This window comes from Pseudoalteromonas sp. D15MCD-2, assembly GCF_038562745.1.
Classification (GTDB): domain Bacteria; phylum Pseudomonadota; class Gammaproteobacteria; order Enterobacterales; family Alteromonadaceae; genus Pseudoalteromonas.
Genome location: NZ_JBCFQE010000002.1, coordinates 44,629 through 64,294, shown reverse-complemented (window position 1 = coordinate 64,294; position 19,666 = coordinate 44,629). Strand labels below are relative to the sequence as shown.

The 19,666-nt window shown below is 42.0% G+C and carries 14 protein-coding genes; all 14 read left to right on the top strand.

Features of this window, described 5'->3' with window-relative positions; all coding sequences use genetic code 11:
• The first annotated feature begins 17 nt into the window (after positions 1-17).
• The 14 genes from tssJ to AADY36_RS16950 all read left to right on the top strand — a co-directional run bounded on the left by tssJ (position 18) and on the right by AADY36_RS16950 (position 19,656).
• Positions 18-485: a type VI secretion system lipoprotein TssJ gene (tssJ, locus tag AADY36_RS17015; RefSeq protein WP_082389302.1), complete on the top strand. Its 468-nt coding sequence runs from the start codon at positions 18-20 to the stop codon at positions 483-485.
• Positions 485-1,825, top strand: coding sequence for a type VI secretion system baseplate subunit TssK (tssK, locus tag AADY36_RS17010; RefSeq protein ID WP_342409310.1), 1,341 nt, complete (start codon positions 485-487; stop codon positions 1,823-1,825). Before tssJ ends, tssK begins: the two co-directional genes overlap by 1 nt.
• Positions 1,826-1,836: 11 nt before the next feature.
• Positions 1,837-2,559, top strand: coding sequence for a type IVB secretion system protein IcmH/DotU (gene icmH, locus AADY36_RS17005; RefSeq protein WP_054554075.1), 723 nt, complete (start codon positions 1,837-1,839; stop codon positions 2,557-2,559).
• An 8-nt stretch (positions 2,560-2,567) separates the two neighbouring features.
• Positions 2,568-6,284: a type VI secretion system membrane subunit TssM gene (gene tssM, locus AADY36_RS17000; protein WP_287201915.1), complete on the top strand. Its 3,717-nt coding sequence runs from the start codon at positions 2,568-2,570 to the stop codon at positions 6,282-6,284.
• Between the two features lie 8 nt (positions 6,285-6,292).
• A complete protein-coding gene (gene tagF, locus AADY36_RS16995; RefSeq protein WP_055197346.1) occupies positions 6,293-7,285 on the top strand; it encodes a type VI secretion system-associated protein TagF in 993 nt (330 codons plus the stop codon).
• Complete coding sequence (locus AADY36_RS16990; RefSeq protein WP_342409309.1) at positions 7,282-8,847, top strand: type VI secretion system domain-containing protein; 1,566 nt, start codon at positions 7,282-7,284, stop codon at positions 8,845-8,847. The genes tagF and AADY36_RS16990 overlap by 4 nt, the downstream gene beginning before the upstream one ends.
• 52 nt (positions 8,848-8,899) lie before the next feature.
• Positions 8,900-9,421: a type VI secretion system contractile sheath small subunit gene (gene tssB, locus AADY36_RS16985; protein ID WP_054554071.1), complete on the top strand. Its 522-nt coding sequence runs from the start codon at positions 8,900-8,902 to the stop codon at positions 9,419-9,421.
• Positions 9,422-9,431: 10 nt separating this feature from the next.
• Positions 9,432-10,958, top strand: a complete 1,527-nt coding sequence (gene tssC / locus AADY36_RS16980; RefSeq protein ID WP_054554070.1) for a type VI secretion system contractile sheath large subunit — start codon at positions 9,432-9,434, stop codon at positions 10,956-10,958.
• Positions 10,959-11,181: 223 nt separating this feature from the next.
• Entirely contained in the window at positions 11,182-11,667 is a 486-nt protein-coding gene (locus AADY36_RS16975) for an Hcp family type VI secretion system effector (RefSeq protein WP_054554067.1), read from the top strand.
• Between the two features lie 54 nt (positions 11,668-11,721).
• Positions 11,722-12,129: a type VI secretion system baseplate subunit TssE gene (tssE, locus tag AADY36_RS16970; protein ID WP_055197342.1), complete on the top strand. Its 408-nt coding sequence runs from the start codon at positions 11,722-11,724 to the stop codon at positions 12,127-12,129.
• 22 nt (positions 12,130-12,151) lie between these two features.
• Entirely contained in the window at positions 12,152-13,870 is a 1,719-nt protein-coding gene (tssF, locus tag AADY36_RS16965) for a type VI secretion system baseplate subunit TssF (RefSeq protein WP_285221019.1), read from the top strand.
• Positions 13,871-13,872: 2 nt separating this feature from the next.
• A complete protein-coding gene (tssG, locus tag AADY36_RS16960) occupies positions 13,873-14,847 on the top strand; it encodes a type VI secretion system baseplate subunit TssG (protein ID WP_342409308.1) in 975 nt (324 codons plus the stop codon).
• 27 nt (positions 14,848-14,874) lie between these two features.
• On the top strand, positions 14,875-17,613 hold the full coding sequence (tssH, locus tag AADY36_RS16955) for a type VI secretion system ATPase TssH (protein ID WP_342409307.1): 2,739 nt from the start codon (positions 14,875-14,877) through the stop codon (positions 17,611-17,613).
• A 21-nt stretch (positions 17,614-17,634) separates the two neighbouring features.
• A complete protein-coding gene (locus AADY36_RS16950; protein WP_446728748.1) occupies positions 17,635-19,656 on the top strand; it encodes a type VI secretion system Vgr family protein in 2,022 nt (673 codons plus the stop codon).
• The last annotated feature ends 10 nt before the right edge of the window (positions 19,657-19,666 follow it).

The window sequence follows — 19,666 nt, the reverse complement described above, 5'->3', positions numbered from 1 at the left end:
AATCAATGGGGTTTTGAATGCGTTTTGCAATTAAAAAGGCAGTGCTAATTACTTTGTTTATGTCTTTAACAGCATGTATGAGCACAAATGTAGAGCTAGATATCACTGCGACAGATAATCTTAATTTGAACCAATTTGATGAAGCTTTGCCTGTGGTACTCAGAGTGTATCAACTTTCAGATATACAGAGCTTTAAAACAGCTACGTTTGAAGATTTGTGGAAATCAGATAAGTCAGTTCTGTCAAATACGTTGATCACCGTAGAAGAAAAAACAATTAACCCCGCTGAGAAAACAAAAATAGAATTTGAACAAGCGGAAAATGCGCGTTTTGTTGCTATTGTCGCCCTTTTTAGAGATCGCCAAGGTGATAAATGGAAAACGTTTTATCCGCTCGGTGACGGGCCCGTTAAATTATCTACATCGTTAGATGTATTGATTACAAACAACGAAGTTCAATTACCAGATGAAGACGAGGCTGAGTAATGAACATTAAAGGGCCAATGAAACCTGTATGGGCTGAAGGCGTGTTGCTAGCACAGCAGCATTTTCAGTTGTTTGATGACTACCATGAGCAAAATCAGATTGTTAGACAAGGCTTGATTTCGCCATTGGCCTTTGGTTTACACCACCTCACTATTGATGAATCAGCACTCGCTCGCGGTATTTTAAAGGTGATCAGCTTTAAAGCGATTCTTGAAAATGGGCGTTTACTTGAGTTTGATCGTCAACATCACGAAGAACTAAAGCTTGAATTAGCTGCCGATACAGATGAAGTCACTGTGTACTTAGCGATTGCTGCAAATAAAGTTGTGAGCGACATTGAAGGTTATGCAACTAGTGGCCAACTCAGTGCCTATCAAGCAGATTACATTGAGTTTAGTGATCACCACGATGCAGCAAGAAACCGTGAAGTGCTAATTGCACAACCTAACTATATTTTGCTGACAGATAACGATGTAAAAACCTATTTTGATACGCTTGCTTGTATCAAAATTATGCGCGCTGAAGACGGCTCGTTTAAAGTCAGCAAAGAGTTTGTTCCGCCATTATTATCGATACAGGCCTCGTTTTATTTAACCGAGTTGCTTAATAGAACGGCGAACTTGGTAAATGCAAAAGTGAACGTATTGCTTGGTCGCAGAAAGAATTTTGGTTCGGTTACTGATTTTGGACCTAACGAAATGAACAGCTTTCTGTTGTTAAATGCAATGGCACCATCTGCAAAACGTTTAGACCATCTAAAAAACGTACAACTAGTTCATCCAGAGCGATTATATTGCGAGCTTGTTGACTTAATTAGCTCTGTGTCGATGTTCGAGCACAGTGATTTAGTGAGTCAAATCCCGCCTTATCAGCATAAGCAATTGACTCATGTCTTTGGCACCTTAGATATTTTATTGAGTAAATTACTTGAAGGTGTTGTTCCTAAAAAGATGGCAGGTCTTAAACTCGAGAAAGTATCGAACGCCATTTACCAGGTTGCCACCATTGATTCAGCCATTTTTGATAATAACGACTTCTACTTGGCCGTATACTTTGAATCTGAAGATACCAAGTGGATTGATACGTTTAGTGATCAGGTCAAAGTTGGCGCCACAGAAAAGCTCGAAATTATGATTGCATCGGCTCTTGCGGGCGTGCAGTTAACACATTGTCAGCGACCACCTAATAAACTAGCTATCAAAAGTGGCTATGAATACTTCCGTTTAGAGACTCATGGTTTTATTTGGCAGCAAATTGTTGAAGAGCAATCGCTTAGTTTATTTATTCCATTTGGCTTACAAGCGGCGCAGGTCGAAATTGTTACTGTGGCAAGAAATTAGGACGCTAGACAATGCAAGAAGCAAAAAACGAACTTGATTTAATCGCCTGTATTGCGCCAGTGATAAACGCGCTTGCGCCTTTAAAGTTAAAGCAATCGACAGATCTTGAACTAAACGACTTTCGGGAGCAGTTACTTACGAGTTTTGATGAGTTTGAACGTAATTGTTATACCCAGCAAGTAACAACCAGCGTTATGCAGGAAGTTAAGTTTGCCCTGACTGCAATGTGTGATGAATTTGTAATGAGCTCTGGCGCGCATTTTCGAATGGATTGGATGTCGAGACCCTTACAGCTTGAGTTTTTTGGTAATAATCGAGCGGGTGAAGAGTTTTTTGAGCGATTAGCAAAACTTCGTACCGGTGGTGAGCCAAAGTTTGCAGCATTAGAAGTGTATTACATTTGTTTGCAACTTGGCTTTGAGGGTATCTACAAAGTGAAAGGAATTGAGCAACTTAAAGCCTTAATTGTTGATGTACGTGCGCAAATAGAAGATGTACGCGGTACTCCACGAGGGCAACTATCTGATAATGGCGCGCCACTTGAAGGGTTTGCAATGAAGGTAGGCCGAAACATTCCTTATTGGGTAATTTTATCAATTTGCTTGGCATCGATTGTTTCGCTTTTTGCTGGTTTTCATTTTGTTATTAACAAGCAAGCAACTCAGAGCAGCCAACGTATAGATAATCAAGTAGAAGTACTTACGCAATTAAGTAAAACCAACGAGACTCGATAGGAAAAGTAATGCAAGGAAGAGTGAACAAAAGCGGCCTAGTGCACTTTTTACTGGGCTTAGTGTCATCAAGAGCAACAGGGCAGTTAATTGGCTTAATTGCTGTGCTCAGTATTATTTGGTTTGCTGGCCGAATCGTTGGTTTAGACACGACAGATAAAAAGCTTATCGCGATGGCTGCGGTAACAGCTGTTTTTATCGTTTTTATTTTTATCCGTTGGTTATGGACAAAGCGTTCGGGCGATAAGCTAGCCTCTGAACTTGCGAGCCATAATGCGGGTTCAAGTGCTGAACTTGATGAAATAAAAGAAAAGATGCAAGAAGCATTAAGCTCGTTAAAAGCTTCCCATCTTGGCGCAGGATACCGTGGTAATACAGCTTTGTATGCACTACCTTGGTATATGATCATTGGTCCTTCAGCCACCGGAAAGAGTACATTATTTGCTAACTCTGGCTTGCATTTTCCATACTCAAATTCAAATGAACTGCACATCCAAGGTTTTGGTGGCACGCGTAACTGTGACTGGTGGTTTTCAGATCAAGCAATTCTGATCGATACCGCAGGGCGTTACACAACAGAGCAATCTGAAAACAAAGAGTGGTTATCTTTTTTAAGCTTGCTCAAAAAATATCGTCCTAAACTGCCTATTAATGGTGTGATGGTCGCGATTAGTGTTGCAGATGTTTTAACCTCAGACAGTGAAGAGATTCGTCAACACGTAAAACTAGTTCGTGAGCGTATTGAAGAGCTCATTACGCAACTTGGGGTGATCTTCCCGGTTTATATAACCTTTACCAAAACAGACTTGATCAGCGGCTTTGAGCCATTTTTTAATGACTTAACAGAAAAAGAACGTGAGCAAGTGTTTGGTGCTTATTTGCTAGATATTAGTGAAGATCAACAAAATGATCCGGCTGAAATGTTTGAAGTGCGCATGGAGGAGTTATACCAACGCCTTTGTGAGCAACGTTTGAGCAAGGTTGCCCGCGAACGTAATGAACACCGTAAGCAGTTAATTTTAGATTTCCCGAATCAATTTAAATCAGCATCAACAAAGTTGACTGAGTTTGTAAACTTGTTATTTAAAGCCAACCCGTATCAAGAGGTTCCTTGGTTTGCTGGTGTATATTTTACCTCTGGCACGCAAGAGGGCACACCGATTGAACGTATTACGAATGGCGTAAGGGATCAATTTGGTGCTGTCGTTGTTGAGCAAAAACAAGAAAGCATTACGCAAAGCTACTTTATCAATCGTGTTTTTAATGATGTGATTTTCAAGTTACAAGACCTAACTCGTGGTAACCGCAAAAAGCGCTTGGTTGGCCGCTGGTTAAAAGGTTTAACAGTGACTTCAGGTTTGGCAAGTATTGCCGCCGTGACAGCATTACTCATTACTTCTTATACCAGTAACCAGCTATTGTTGAATCAAGGTGAAGCCCGTGTAAAAGCGATTGTAGAAGCGAATGTAAATAAAGCAAAAGATGAGCAAAAACTTGCAGCTACGCTTGATTTATTTGAGCATTATCAATCGCTTAATAATTATGAAAAGCAGTTGCCATGGTATTTCATTTTTGGCATTTACGAGGGTGACGAAACTCTAACTAGTGTTTCGCAGGTTTTGTTTAATCAATTAAATCAGTTGATCACCCTTCCTGCAGAAAAACAAACGCTTGCGCAGCTGAAAGAGTTTGAAGCTATTTGGTCAGCAGATGATGCCGATGCTCGCGCAGCAAGTCGTCAGGCATATTATGATGCTTTGAAATTACATCTAATGTTAAGTGCTCACCCTGAACACAAAGACGATGAGTTTGCCAAGCAGCAGTTACTTAGTTTTATTAGCCAGCACTTTAACATTGAGATTGATGCTCAAGCTGATTCACCGATCACCTCACAATTAAACGATTTAGTTGATTTATATTTAGCGAACATAAGCACAGATCTAGAAAACCCAGGTGAAATTTTATTTTGGCAAAATAATGAAACGGCTGTATTAAATGCAAGGAATAGCCTGAACACACAACCTGAAGCCGAACCTCTATATCAACAAATTATTAGTAGCTTTGCTGAGCGTAAAAAAGCCATTCAACTAAAACAGTTTATGACTGCGAAAAATCGCGATGTACTGAAAAGCAACTTTAGTATTCCTTATGTCTATACCAATGCAGGTTGGCAAGAGTATGTTTATCCAGAAATTAAACGTATTTCTCGACTGGTATTCTCTGGTGATTGGGTAATGGGCACAAGTAATGAAAGCGGTCAAAATGCGGTTGATGAAGCGCAAGCTGATGCACTGGCAAAAGCAATGCGTAGTTATTACTTCAAAGACTATGGCAATACATGGTTCGCGTTTTTGAACAGTATAAAAGTGCCTACTTTTAGAGATTTAAATGATGCCAGTATTAATTTTGCACGCCTTTCGTCAACTGATGGGCCACTCATTGATCTGATGACGTTGGTGAATGACAACATCGTTGTTGCAGATAAACCATCTGCGGTTAGTGCAAACAACGACAAAATAGCGACCATTCTTTCTGGTGCAACAGATACGGCGGCTAAAAAAGTGGCCAAAGGAAAGTTAGCAAAACAAGTTGCAGAGCGCCCTGATTTTTCTCAAGTTAGTACTGTTAGAGCCCCTGAACTTGAAACACGTTTTGCTGACTTGCGTCGCTTCTCGCAGCATGATGAAGATAAGCAGATGTCTGATTATATGAGTCAGTACATTAGTTCTTTGAGCAGCATTCACTCAGATATAAAAGCGATGGCTGCCAGCAATGAAGATGATGCGCAAGCAATGGTGTTTGTACAAGACTTATTGTCTGGAAATAGCCAAGATAATGCATTGCAATCGTCTTGGATCATTATAGAAAGCCAAACTCGTGCGCTAGACCCAGAAACAAAAGACACGCTTGATGTGTTATTTAAAGCGCCATTGCAGTCAGGCATTGCAAGTATCATGGCAAAAGCACGTAGCCAGTTAAATGAAGAATGGGAAAACCAAGTTTATACCATGTATAGCAGCAGCATTGCTGGTAAGTACCCATTCAACTTAACTGGCCCTGATGCTGCTATTGCCGATGTTTCTGAGTTCTTAAATAGTGAAACCGGAGTGCTTTGGAACTTTATTAATAGCCAACTTAAACCATTCATGAAAGTACGCCGAGGTGTATGGGAAGAAAAGCAATGGAACGGTGTGGGGATTGGCTTTAATCAAGAGTTATTAGACGGTTTAACAAAAGCAAATAAAGTAACACGCTCTTTATTCTTGAACGGCTCAGACGCGGCTGGTTTTAACTTCCAAATGATGCCCGTACCACAAAAAGGCATTCGCGAAACGTATTTAGGGTTCTCTGAGCAAGGTTATCGCTATAGAAATGAACCGGAAGAGTGGCGTAATTTCTCATGGCCAGGAAGAGGCGCAGCAGAAAAAGCTATTTTGTATGGTTTAGATAACGCCGGACGAAGAGTCACTATTGAGCAAGATGGTCCATGGGCTTTATTAAAAGTACTTAACCAAGCAAATGTGAAATGGATAAAGGGTACAGAGTTTCTTGCTACCTGGGAATTAGTTGATAAATCAGAGCAAAGTTTAAAAGTACAGTTCTCATTAAAGTCTGGTCGCAATAGCGGTATTTTTTCAAAGTACATGTTGACCTCTTTTGCATTGCCTAATTCGTTATTTGCACCTAAGCCACAACTTGCGCAAGCAAGCAGAGCCTCGGTTCAATAGGGGCAGGTATGTTTAATTTGTTTACCAAGAAAAAGTCGCCAACGCTGGTTAAGCAGTTTACCTACGGGTACATGGGGAAAACTCCTGTTAGGCCTGATTTTGTAAAGTTAAATATATCTTCTCGGGAGTCTGTTGCATTAGACCATTGGTTGCAAGAAGGTTTCGCGCATATAAACCGAGGTGTTATTGGCGGTAAAACAACTGCATTAAATGGTGTTTCTTCGTTATTTTTTGTATCTGGTAACAGTGACGACAGTAGTTTGTTAGGTGTTTTACAGCCAAGCACTGATAGCAGCGGTCGTTTTTACCCGTTTAGTTCGTTTATTCATAGCGGACTTGAGACTTACAAACGTCACCCTGCTTTTCTATTTTTATATGCAAGTCATGTCATTGAGCACCTATTAGGGGTTAATCAGCGCATCGTTGAAGCACATTCAATTGATGCGATGGCTGAACAAGCTAAATCGTATAGTAAAGTGGCCGATGCATTAAAGCAGCAGCCAAATCTGAATCAAGAGCTTGATAAATTACGCAGTATTCCGATGAGTGTGGTTTGGCAGCATTTAGGGATCAACGACATTCATCACAGAGCGGTTTTAATTGAAGAGCTTTCAGCGGTATTAAAGTCGATTGCGAATAGAGGTTGCCTACGTACACAATTTGGTATTCGACTACCTATGCCACACTTTAGTCACGAAAGTGCCCTGGTTGCAGGTTTTTGGCTACATTTAATTGCTTCGATCGTTGCCGATCATAATTGGCAACCTTGGTTCTTTTACCAGCTAGGAAATGAAAGTTCGCAACCGAGCCTAACGGTGTTTTGTCGCCCTGTACCGGCATCTTATTTTGGTTCAGTGTGGCTTGCTGAGGATAAGTCAAAAGACATTATTGATTTAGTAAATCTCTCACTAGACAAAGTGCCGAGCGAATACAGCCTTAATTTTGCTGATATGGATAATGTAAGTGTTTACGATGCGCTCAGAAGGTGGTGCAAAGCATGAGTGTAGTTAATCCGCATACCCATAACAGCTGGGAGCTGTGGCTTGAAGAGCTTAGTAAGCCACTTTCGGGGCTTGCGTGTGGTGAAGATCTAAAATACGAAGAAACCTTTAAAGCACTTAAAGCTTCATCGTCAGGTGTGGGCGAAGTTGATTTTAAAGTCATGTTTATTCAAGCCACCGATCTTTTGCAAAACCAAAGTAAAGATTTACGTATAGTGAGCTACTTGTGCCTTGCGGCTACCAGTGAGTTTGGCGTGGTGGGTTTAACCCATTCTTTAAAACTGTTTAATCAACTATTAAGTCAGTTTAGTGAACAGGTTCATCCTTTAAAAGCACGTATGCGTTGTGCGGTTAACACATGGTTTTTACAACAACAAGAACGCTTAAAAGGAATTGCCCAAGCTCAATCATCGAGCCCTGAGCAATGGGCTGAATTAGAGACTGTGTTAGCTGAATATAATCAGGTTTCAGTGCCTGTACTTGATGCTGAATCAGGGCCTTTATCAACTCTGAATGAGTGGGTTAAAGAGCAAGTAATTCGCAATCCTGTCGCTAAGCCAGAACCAGAAGTTAAATCAGAGCCTGAAACACATCAGACAACAGTGGTCAGCGAGCCAACGACTGAGCCCGTAGCGCAACAAGTTGTTCAGGCAAAACCAGTGACAACTGCACCTAAAGTGGCTGACATTGCCAGCGATAGTGCTTACCTAGCAGCAATTCGTGAGCTGCTTAATTTTGATAAAGAACAAAACAACATTGAACGGGTTTTAAAGCTCTCGCGCGCAGCACGTTGGTCTGGATTAGCGTTACCTGCCAATGAAAATGGCAAAACAAGACTGCCAGCACCGCGTGCGGCTGCCTTCGCCCCCATTGAAAACGCACTGGCAACTGAACAAGCAGAGCAAGCATTGTTACTTGCTGAGGGTTTGTTTATGGAAGGCGCTATGCAGTTTAATTTGAATCTGCAAATGCTTACTTTGTCAGCGTTGAAACAGCTAAATAAAGCAAAATTAGTACAGTGGTTAGAGCAACAGCTAGTCACTTTAGTCAGTCAATTTCCGTTATTAACCAATTTAAAATATGACGATGGTTCGGGGTTATGCAGCCCACAGAACAAAGAAGCGTTATTAGACATTGCCAATTCACATGCTTCGCAAAATGAAACAACTCAAGTGCAAGCAAATCCATTTGACGAGCATTACATAGCCTTAAGCGAGCAAGTTGCAAAAGGGCAGTTAAGTGCAGCCCTTAGCTTGGTTGCACAATTAAGTACGCCAACTGGATTCGACCAAGCTCAAAGTCAATTGCTTAAAGCTAAGTTGTTACTTAAAGCAGAGCATTATGAGCACGCATTGGCAATTTTAACCGAATTACTCGAGCAAATTGAAACTTATCAATTAGCGAAGTGGCAACAACAGTTTTGCATGGAAGTATGGCGTTTCGCCAAGCAATGTTATGCCAATTTGTCTCAGACAGAGAGTGATGACATGAGTTTAGCTGCTAAGCAAATTAGTCAGCGAATGATGGTTACAAACCCGGCTCAAGCAATAGCGTGGGTGTAACACGCCTAATTGGAATTTAGTCGTTAGACAAACAAACTGCAAAGGAAGAAACATGACAGATACATTTCAAAAAGAGATCCCACGAGCTCGGATCAACATATCGTTAGAGCTTGATACTGATGGGGCATCACAAAAAAGCGAATTGCCTTTAAAAATGCTGGTTATTGGTGACTATTCTAATGGTCAGAATAGCCAAGAACTTGCTGAGCGCGAACGCGTGACGATCAATAAAAATAACATTGAGCAAGTGCTGAAAGATATCGCGCCAAAAGCGAACTTTCAGGTGGCAAATAAGATTAAAGGCGACGGTGATATCAATGTTAATTTGCAGTTTGATTCATTTAAATCGTTCGATCCAGAGCAGGTTGCTGCACAGGTGCCTGAATTAAACAAAATGATGGCAATGCGTAATTTGTTACGTGACTTGAAGTCAAACCTTCTTGATAACTCATCACTTAGAAAAGAGTTGGAACGTGTTTTACAAAACCAACCAGAACTTGATGAGCTAAAAGCGAAGCTAGATGAAATAGCGCCGCTTGCTTCTGAAGATGAAAAACAACCTGTGACGGAATAAGGACGCCGCTATGTCAATGCAAGAACAATTAAATGTAGCTGCTCACACGGTAGAGCAAGCGCCATTATCAACTTATGAAAACCTATGTAGCATGGTTGATATTGCCCCTGTAGGCGATGAAATCAAACTAGATACATTTAGAGATGCAGGTAATCTAGCAGAAACACGTGCGAATGAGCGTCTTACTGCCGCTATTAATGTCTTTTTAGATATGGCAGGTATGAGTGGCGAAGAAGTAACACGCATCGATAAGCTATTGCTTGATGATTATATTGCAAAAGTAGACACCATTATTTCGCAGCAATTAGATCAGATTTTACACCACCCTGATTTTCAAAAAGTAGAATCAGCGTGGCGTTCACTGCGTTATTTAATTAACCGCACGCCAAATAACGCGAATATCAAAATTGAAATGCTCGATGTTGATAAAGAAACATTGCGTGATGATTTTGAAGAAGCGCCAGATACAACACAATCAGCGTTATATAAGCATGTTTATACATCAGATTATGATACCCCTGGTGGCGAACCGGTATCGACTATGGTGTCTAACTTTGAGTTTGATTGCTCAGCGCCAGACGTTTCACTACTCCAAGAAATCTCGCGCGTTTCGGCAGCGGCGCATTGTCCATTTATGGGCAGCGTAGGTCCTAAGTTCTTCTTAAAAGAGTCATTAGACGAAGTATCTAAAATTCAAGATATTGGCTCTTATATGGAGCGTGCTGAATTCTTACGTTGGAAAAACTTCCGCGAGTCAGAAGACTCTCGTTATATTGGTCTTGCTTTCCCGCGTTTCTTACTACGTTTACCGTATGGTGAAACAAACCCAATTCGTAACTTTAACTACCAAGAAGATGTGAACAGTCAGCACCACGAGCGCTACTTATGGGGTAATGCAACATTTGCATTTGCTGCCAACATTATTCGTAGCTTCCATGATAATGGCTGGTCGGTGAATATTCGCGGCCCGCAATCGGGTGGTAAAGTTGAAAATCTACCTTTGCATTCATTTGAAGCTGGTAAGGGCTCTGAAACTAAAATCCCTACAGAAGTGCTTATCTCAGAGACCAAAGAGCTTGAGTTTGCTAACCAAGGCTTTATTCCTCTTAGCTATTACAAAAACTCTGACTTTGCGTGTTTCTTCTCGGCAAATAGTGCCCAGAAGCCGCAAGTACTTGAAACAGCTGAAGCAACTGCAAACGCCCGTATTAACTCGCGTTTACCGTATATTTTCTTAGTATCGCGTATTGCTCACTACTTAAAAGTATTGCAGCGTGAAAATATTGGTTCGAGTAAACCTCGTCATGAGCTAGAGCAGCAGTTAAACGATTGGTTAGGTGCGTTAGTAACGAAGATGAATAACCCAGATGAGTCGTTAATTGCAACGCACCCGCTCAAAGACGCAAAAGTAACGGTATCTGAGATCCCAGGTAACCCAGGTTATTACCGCGTGAGCACTTACATTGTTCCGCACTTCCAAGTTGAAGGTATTGATGTTCGCCTTGCGCTTGTTGGGCAAATGCCTGGCGAAAAATGAACTGCCAAGCCGCCGATGAAACGGATTTAAGCAGGCTGTGTAAATACGTCAATTTGGTGAGTAGCTGGTTGGTGTAAAAGAATGGCCCCAAGTTGGTTGCAGCCAACTTGGGACATGTTCCCCAGTGGCATGAAGCATCGGGCTTTTTGGGGGGCATAAACAAGGTTGTTTATGCCTATGCCATTAAACAGGAAACAATTCATTCTAAAAGGAGAATAATGAAATGGCAATTCCAGCGTATATGTGGTTAAAGGATGACCAAGGTAATGACATCAAAGGTTCTGTAACTGTTGCAGAGCGTGAAGGTTCAATTGAGATCCTACACTTTGATCATGAACTTCGCATTCCTACAGATAACGACACAGGCGAATTAACAGGTACTCGTAAGCACGAACCTTTTGTTATTACAAAAGCGGTTGATGCAGCAACACCATACCTGTACAAAGCGTGCTCAAACGGTCAAACACTTAAGCAACTTGAGCTTAAATGGTACCGTATTGATGACACAGGGACCGAGCGTGAATATTTCTGCCACAAGTTGGAAGATGTAAAAATCACCTCAATTCTACCAACAATGCATAACGTAAAAGACTTAGACAAGGAGCGTTACCCGCACCTTGAAACAGTTAGCCTACGTTATAAGCGCATTACGTGGACTTACCTTGATGGCAACATCGAGTTCTCTGACTCTTGGACTGAAGGTCGATAAGTCAGCAAAATTAAAGGATATGCGAAAGCATATCCTTTTCTTAGAGGTAAGTTTATGGCGTTATTCGATTTTTTAACTCAACCTGTCACACGAAATGGTCATCAAGGTTTTCAAACTGATGAGCAAAACAGTGTCTGCAAACATCTAAATGAATTACTTAATGCGCGTCGTGGCGTGTTAAAACATTTGGTCGATTATGGGTTGCCTGATGTCGAAGATATCTACGAGGGCCTTCCGTATTCACAGCACACCTTGGCGTTTGAAGTTAAAAAATTGATAGAAAAATACGAGCCACGAGTTCGCTATGCCAATGTCATTCCAATGGAAATTCGTGAAGAAAATTGCGTGATTAGGCTTGATATACAAGCATTTTTAACCTCAGGACAATGTATCAAACTTAACACCCGATTTGAGTCGGGTGGTAAAGCCGATGTGGCAGAGCATGCCAAGCAGTTTGATTAATTCAGCGTAAAAGGATAGTTCAATGCAACAGTATTTTGATGCACAAATGCGCTTATTAACCCAAGCCGGTAAACAGTTTGCTCAGCATTACCCTGAGCACGCAGGCATGTTAAATATCGATGCGCTAAAAGATCGTGACCCCCATATTGAACGACTACTCGAAGGTGTTGCCTATTTAACTGCGCATACGCAAAAGCGTTTAGATGAGTCTGTTCCTGAGGTATCAGAGCAAGTGCTGCGTCAGCTATGCCCTATATTATTGAGTTATTACCCATCAAGCACGGTTGTAAAGTTTAGCCCTAAGTTGGCAATGCAAAAATCACATCTTATTGAAAAAGGGCTGACGCTAAGCGCTGATAAGTCAGTGGTTGATAAAAAACATATCACCTTTACAACAACGCACGACCTACAAGTTAGTCCTCTTGATGTTGAGCATGTGCGTTATCAAGAGTCGCATTTAGGATCTGAGCTACGTATTGGCCTACGCTTTGTTTGCCAAGGTGAGCGCAAAAACTACGACCTTGCAAATTTACAGTTTTACTTACGTGGTGACACGCCTTTATGTAGTTCATTGTTTAAGCTTTTAAAAACAGCAGAGCAGTATACTGAGCTTGATTTTGGCCCCTCGTATTTTGAACATAATAAAAAGTTAAAAGTAAAAGGTTGTAGTGCTACTTATTTAGATATAGATGGCGCTTTATTACCGCATGCAGAACAAAGCCATCCGGGCTATGCGCTGCTGTTAGACTACTTTAACGCAAAAGACCGTTTTTACTTTATGCGCTTTGATGGTTTAAAAGATCTGACCTTACCTGAGCATATTGATCGATTTGAGCTGGTGTTTAGAGGCAGTAGTAAATTACCGCCGGGTCATCAATTAAGCCGCGATAATATTTTACTCAATTGCGTGCCAGCTATTAATTTGTTTGCACAACCTGCAGAGCCAATACGCATAGAGTCAAACCGCACTGATTACATGATCACCGCTGATCAAAACAGAACAGATCATATCTTCAGTTACACCGTTAATGAGGTTAAAGGACGCAACTCGTTAAGTGGCAAATCGTATGATTACACCCCCAGGTACCAGAGCGTGTTTGAAGACGAAAAGAAACTGTTTACCGTCTTAACGAAAGATGTGGGCGGTGCTGCGCCGTGCCACTATTTACAGCTGCCATTTAACCTTGAAGAAGAAAAAGAAACCTTATCGGTTGATTTAACCGTTTTTAATGCTGGTTGGCCAAGGCAGTTACTCCAAGAGGGCGATTTAAACATAGGCGGCCCAGATATGCCAAGCATTGCCAATGTAGAAAATGTAATTCGCCCGACTAACTATTTACCTTGCCCTGAACAACCAAAGCATTGGCAGTTGATAAGCTTATTAAATGTGAAATTTTCACAGATTACACAAGTTACCGAATTAAAACGCTTACTGGTATTATTTGATTGGTCACAAAAAGCTGAAAACCGATTACGTATTGATAGCATTCAAAAAATTACCGCAACACCGATTAGTCAAATTAAGCGTGGCATTTTTATTAAAGGTGTTGATGTACTGATTGATATTGATGAAAGCAAATTTGTTTGTGATGCCGACTTATACCACTTTTGCAATATGCTGCATCAGTTCTTTTTAATGTATGCGCCAATTAACGAGAGCGTGCAGACCCGAGTCAATGCGATTCCGAGTTATAAAACCCACTGCTGGGAAATTGAACCGGGCAAGAGTTATCAGTTATGAATATGCACGAGTCAATAAATCACCCTGTTTGGGCAAAGTTACCTGAACCAATAGAAAAGCTGATTGCAGCTCCTTGGCAGTTTAATTTGTTTAAGGCGATGAGCCTCATTGAAAAACATTGGGCAACACCTTCAGAACTTGAAAAAGGTATTAGCGAGCGAGTTATCTTTAAGCCTTATAAAGAACTTGGCTTTCCTGCCACTGATGTACGTAGCTGCGAATTAGATAACCTTGGTCGTGGCCGATTAAGCTTATCGACATCATTTTTAGGCTTGTATGGTGTAGATGCACCTATGCCACATTATTTACTCGAACAGGCGGCAAGTGATCAAGAAAGTGGGGGCCGAGTCAGGCAGTTTTTAGACATGTTTAATCATGTGCTTTATTGCCAATTGTTTCAAGCATGGAAAAAGTCGCACATCAATGTTGAAGGCCGTGGTGCAGAGCAATTCGATCATTTAATCGAAGCCATCTTATCAACCAAAACTGAGCAAAAAGTTCAGTGTGGTATCGCCAGTTTAAAACAAACCAGCGCAGCGGGTTTAGCGCAATTACTTCGCCACTCACTAGAGGTTGAGCAACTGACTGTGGATGACACCCGAGCAAATTGGCAGCAAATAGACTCGCCAAGTTCATTTGGTCAAGATCAACAGATGGTGTTAGGCGAGTCAGCGGTTCTTGGCGAGCGCGTATTAGTCAGTGGTAGCGTACTGACCATAGTGATTGGTCCTGTGGATTCTGACACCGCGATAGCGCTTAATCCTCAGCACTCACAAGGCAAAAAAATGGCTGCCATGTTAAGCACTCATTTACCTAGTAATGTGCAGTGGATTTGTCAAATTAAGGTGGCTAATCAAGCTGTAACAGAGCAAACCTTAGGGCAAAACGATTTGCTACTCGGTCACAACTCTTATTTAGGCTGCGCTGAAGCAAATATCAGCGTGCACAGTTACACACATCAACAATATCAACATTAAAAGTAATCAGGATTAAAGGAAAACAACATGGATGCAAAAGGCATAAAGCAGCTTATCGACAAACTAAATGGCCATACTGCAACAGCACTTGAGTCAGCGGCAGGGTTTGCAAGCAGTCGTAGTCACTATGAAGTGTTACCTGAACATTTATTAATTAAGTTGATGGAAGAAGGTAGTAACGGCGATTTAGAGCATATTTTTCACTTTTTTAATATTAATCAAGACGCAGTGTGGCATGAGCTGCTCGACTTTTTAAACCGCCAACCTGCGGGTAACCAGAGTAAGCCGGTTTTTTCTCGTCGACTTTATGAGTGGCTTGAGCGAGCTTGGTTAAGTGCAAATGTACAGCACAAAAGTGACTGGATCACCGGCGCTGCGTTGATTGATGCCTTAACTGAGTTATTGCCATACAGCCCTGTACTGCAATTGCCTGCGTTACTTGAAAAAATTGACGCCCGCTTTATGGCTGAAAACCTCGATAAGCTTTGCCAAAACTCAAGTGAGCGATTAAATCCACAGGCAAAACAAAGTGCTCAGCATACTGCTGCTGAGCAGCAAAGTGGTCAAGGTGGTGCCCTTGATGAGTATTGTGAAGACCTTACCGAGAAAGCGAAACAAGGCAAAATTGACCCAGTGCTTGGTCGCAATGACGAAATTCGCATGATGGTTGATGTGCTTTGTCGTCGTCGTAAGAACAACCCAATTTTAGTGGGTGAGCCAGGGGTAGGTAAAACGGCAGTAGTTGAAGGATTTGCTCAGCGTATTGTTGATGGTCAGGTTCCTGATGATCTTAAAGGTGTACGATTACTGGTGTTAGATATGGGCCTATTGCAAGCCGGTGCAGGGGTTAAAGGTGAATTTGAACGCCGTTTAAAAACAGTGATCGATGAAGTAAAAAACTCAACCACCCCTATCATCATGTTTATTGATGAAGCCCACACATTAATTGGTGCTGGTGGCGATGCTGGTATGAGTGATGCAGCTAACTTGCTAAAGCCAGCGCTTGCTCGAGGTGAGTTACGCACAGTCGCTGCAACCACTTGGAGTGAATACAAAAAATACTTTGAGCGAGATGCTGCACTTGAGCGCCGTTTTCAACTTATTAAAGTTGATGAGCCAACGGAGCAAGCAGCTCAGCTAATGTTAGCGGGTTTGAAAGATAAGTATCAACAACATCACAACATTCAAATAACTGATGATGCTATAGAAGCTGCAGTGGTCTTGTCGTCACGTTATATCACGGGTCGTCAACTACCAGATAAAGCCATTGATGTGCTAGATACCGCTGCGGCAAGAGTTCGAATGTCGTTTGCGACCGATCCTGCAGCCATTGAAGCTGAGCGTGAGCACATTAATTACCTTGAAACACGTATCCAAAGCATTGCAGCAGAAAGCGAGCAAGGCTTGGCGGTTGATATGGACAAATTGCTGCACTTACAACAAGAACTAAATGCAGCGCAGAGCAACTTAGCAACATTGACGAGCGCGCGTGAGTCACAAATTTCGACATTAGGTCAAATCAATGAGTTTAAGCAAGCTAATTCGCAAAATGAATTAGATAGCTCTGTGTTACTTAACTTACGACAAACGCTAAAAGAGCAGAACACCCAAGATAATGGCCTTTACAGTGAAGTCGATGCCGATGCCGTTGCGCAAATTATTTCGCAGTGGACAGGCGTACCTGTTGGCGCGATGGTGAAAGACCAAATAACCAATTTGATTACCCTTGAAAAAGCCATAAGCCAAGAAGTGATTGGTCAGCAGTCAGGCATTGCGAAAATTGCCCAAACGTTGCGTGTAAGTAAGGCAGGTATAAGCAATGAGTATGGGCCGCTTGGCGTGTTTTTATTAGCTGGCCCTTCTGGGGTGGGTAAAACCGAAACAGCACGGTGTTTAGCTAAGCAGCTATTTGGTGGTGAAAAGTTTTTAACCACCATAAACATGAGCGAGTATCAAGAAGCGCATACAGTATCGCAGCTTAAGGGTTCGCCACCGGGATACGTTGGCTATGGCGAAGGCGGGGTATTAACAGAAGCTGTAAGGCAGCGTCCGTACTCGGTGATTTTACTCGATGAAGTAGAAAAAGCGCATAAAGATGTACTAAACATGTTCTATCAAGTTTTTGAGCGTGGCAGTATGCGCGATGGCGAAGGTCGCGAAATCGATTTTAAAAATACAGTGATCATCATGACCTCAAACTTAGGATCTGCAGAGCTTATTGATGCTTGCACGCCACCTAATGTCATTGATTTAACTGAACCGACTGACGATGAACATGCCGACATTGAAAATCAAGACCAAATCAATGCAGCATTGAACAGTGAACAAGCCCCTTTAAATGAAGACGGCAGCCCATGGCAAGTTCCTTCAATTACAGCACTAACAGAGCTAATTAAGCCGCAGTTACTGCAATTTTTTGCCCCAGCACTGTTAGCGCGTATGCAAGTTATTCCTTATTTAGCGCTCGATAAAGAGGCACTGCAATCTATTGTCAGTTTGAAACTAGACGGTATTGCCAAGCGGTTAGCGAATAATCACAAAATGCAGCTACGTGTTGATGAAACCGTACTTAACAAACTGACCGAACAGTGCCAGTTATCAGACAGTGGTGCGCGCATGGTAAATGCAGTGATAGAGCAGCAAATATTGCCAGGCATTGCGAAATCAATTTTAGAGTTTATGGCAGAGGATGACATGCCAGATATTCTCACTCTAGCTGTTGATGAGAATGATGAAATTACCGCAACCTTTGCGGACCAAGCATAAAGGATTTGAACAATGGGATTCATGGATAGCCTTAATGAACTAAAAGCCAACACCAGTCATTTTAGTGTCAGCGTGCAAGGGTTACCGGATGGCATGGTTTCGGTGACCGATTTTGAATCAAGCAATGACAGCTTATGTGAAGACTTTGCTTTTTCTATTCAAGTGTTAAGTCAAGAGCACCTCAGTGCCGAGATGCTGTTAGGTAAAGATGCCAAGCTCAATTTAGTGTGGTCAATGAGCGACCGCACGATTTCTGGGATCATCAGTGCTTTTACTGCACATGGGCAAAGCCATCAGGGTTATCACTATACGCTGACCATGAGTTCTTATTTAACCTTGTTGAAGCATCAACACTCTAACCGTGTTTTCACCATGATGGATCCAGCTGCCATAGTAAAAAGCGTATTTACTAAAGCTGGTTTTCCAATGCAAAAGTTTAGTATTCAAGCGTCGGGCCCAACCCTTGAAATGACGGTTCAATACAACGAAACAGACTATGAGTTTGTTACACGTTTGATGCGTAAGTATGGCTTTGTATATGGTTTTGTAGAGCAAACAGGGGGTGATTGCACCTTCAAAGTATGTAATAGCAGTAAAGACTTTTCGTCCTTATGTGATGATGTAAGCCTGAGCTATGTGCCGCCATCAGGGCAAGTTCGAAATAGCGAAACCATTTTTGCAATAAGCCGTAAAGCACAGTTGCATCCACAAAGTGTGTCGCTTAATGATTACAACTACAAAGCCCAAGGTAACTTAAATGTGTCGACCGCAAATAATACCAGTTACCCAGGGTTTGGTGATGACAGTCATTATGCAGATAACTTTCCTAATGCCAATATAGGTAATTCGCTGGCTAAAGTACGTCAACAAGCCTTTGATTGTCAGCGTGAGCAATTAATTATTGATACTGATTGCCGTGCCTTAAGACCCGGTATGTTGTTGACAGTGTATGACCACCCTGATCATAAAGGGCTGTATTTAATTACGCGTGTTGATCACAAAGGCAGTCAATCTGCAGCTGTAGAGTATGGCTCGCAAGTTAAGGGGTTAACCTATAAAAACCAAGCTTATTTATTGCCTGCATCCTTTGAGTTTAGAGCAGAGCTGTCTCCTGCACGTCGTGTATTTGCAACATTTAATGCCACCATTGAGAAAGAGGTTGACGACGATGGCAATTACTTAGTGCGCTTACCGTTTAACCAAGACGGTGAAGGCCAAGAAAGCCGCCCAACGCGCTTACTACAGCAGTATGGTGGCAGTGGTCATGGTATGCATTTTCCATTAACGACAGGCACCGAAGTGTTAGTAACCGGTGAAAATGGCGACCTAGATAGGCCGATTATTTTAGGCGCGCTTTATAATCAGAGCTGCCCGAACCCGGTTACCAGCCAAAATCCGACAGAGAATAAGCTTGTCACCCGAGCAGGGCATAGCTTGATCATGGATGACAAAAGCGGTGAAGAAAAAATTAGCCTTGCAAATAAAGAAAATAAAAACCAATTGTTGTTAGATGCCACCGAGAATGCCCATCAAGCAACACTTAAGTCAGTGGAAGGTGACGTCAAAATTTCAGCCAAAGAGAACCTTCAGTTTGTTGCTGAGAATGACGCCATTTTTACCGCTGCCAACGATTTTACTAATCGTGTCGAGAACACCCTACAAGTTCAAACACGCGAGGGTGATATTAAGGTAACGGCTGCGGCTGATTTAACATTAAAGTCTGATGCCGATACCCGTATCGAAGCGACCGATGGCAGTAGCGAACTGAAAGCAGCGCAAGAGCTTAACTTGCAAAGTGAGCAAGATTTTAGTGTCTACTCGGTCGATGGCAACCTTGAATTTCAAGCGCCAAATGGTGATTTAAACCTCTCAAGTGGGGCAAATATTACCATTAAAGGCGAAGGTAGAGGTTCGATCCAGCTCAGCCAAGGTGGTGCAAGTGTAGAGATTGATGCCGCGGGTAATTTAACTATCGATGCCACCAATATCACTCTATCGGCTAGAAACATTGCTATTAAAGGCAATGCAATAAGTAATAACTAATTTCAAGGAC

Coding starts and splice junctions, on each gene's coding strand:
- tssJ (WP_082389302.1), top strand. CDS start 18: ATGCGTTTTGCAATTAAAAAGGCAGTGCTAATTACTTTGTTTATGTCT.
- tssK (WP_342409310.1), top strand. CDS start 485: ATGAACATTAAAGGGCCAATGAAACCTGTATGGGCTGAAGGCGTGTTG.
- icmH (WP_054554075.1), top strand. CDS start 1,837: ATGCAAGAAGCAAAAAACGAACTTGATTTAATCGCCTGTATTGCGCCA.
- tssM (WP_287201915.1), top strand. CDS start 2,568: ATGCAAGGAAGAGTGAACAAAAGCGGCCTAGTGCACTTTTTACTGGGC.
- tagF (WP_055197346.1), top strand. CDS start 6,293: ATGTTTAATTTGTTTACCAAGAAAAAGTCGCCAACGCTGGTTAAGCAG.
- AADY36_RS16990 (WP_342409309.1), top strand. CDS start 7,282: ATGAGTGTAGTTAATCCGCATACCCATAACAGCTGGGAGCTGTGGCTT.
- tssB (WP_054554071.1), top strand. CDS start 8,900: ATGACAGATACATTTCAAAAAGAGATCCCACGAGCTCGGATCAACATA.
- tssC (WP_054554070.1), top strand. CDS start 9,432: ATGTCAATGCAAGAACAATTAAATGTAGCTGCTCACACGGTAGAGCAA.
- AADY36_RS16975 (WP_054554067.1), top strand. CDS start 11,182: ATGGCAATTCCAGCGTATATGTGGTTAAAGGATGACCAAGGTAATGAC.
- tssE (WP_055197342.1), top strand. CDS start 11,722: ATGGCGTTATTCGATTTTTTAACTCAACCTGTCACACGAAATGGTCAT.
- tssF (WP_285221019.1), top strand. CDS start 12,152: ATGCAACAGTATTTTGATGCACAAATGCGCTTATTAACCCAAGCCGGT.
- tssG (WP_342409308.1), top strand. CDS start 13,873: ATGCACGAGTCAATAAATCACCCTGTTTGGGCAAAGTTACCTGAACCA.
- tssH (WP_342409307.1), top strand. CDS start 14,875: ATGGATGCAAAAGGCATAAAGCAGCTTATCGACAAACTAAATGGCCAT.
- AADY36_RS16950 (WP_446728748.1), top strand. CDS start 17,635: ATGGATAGCCTTAATGAACTAAAAGCCAACACCAGTCATTTTAGTGTC.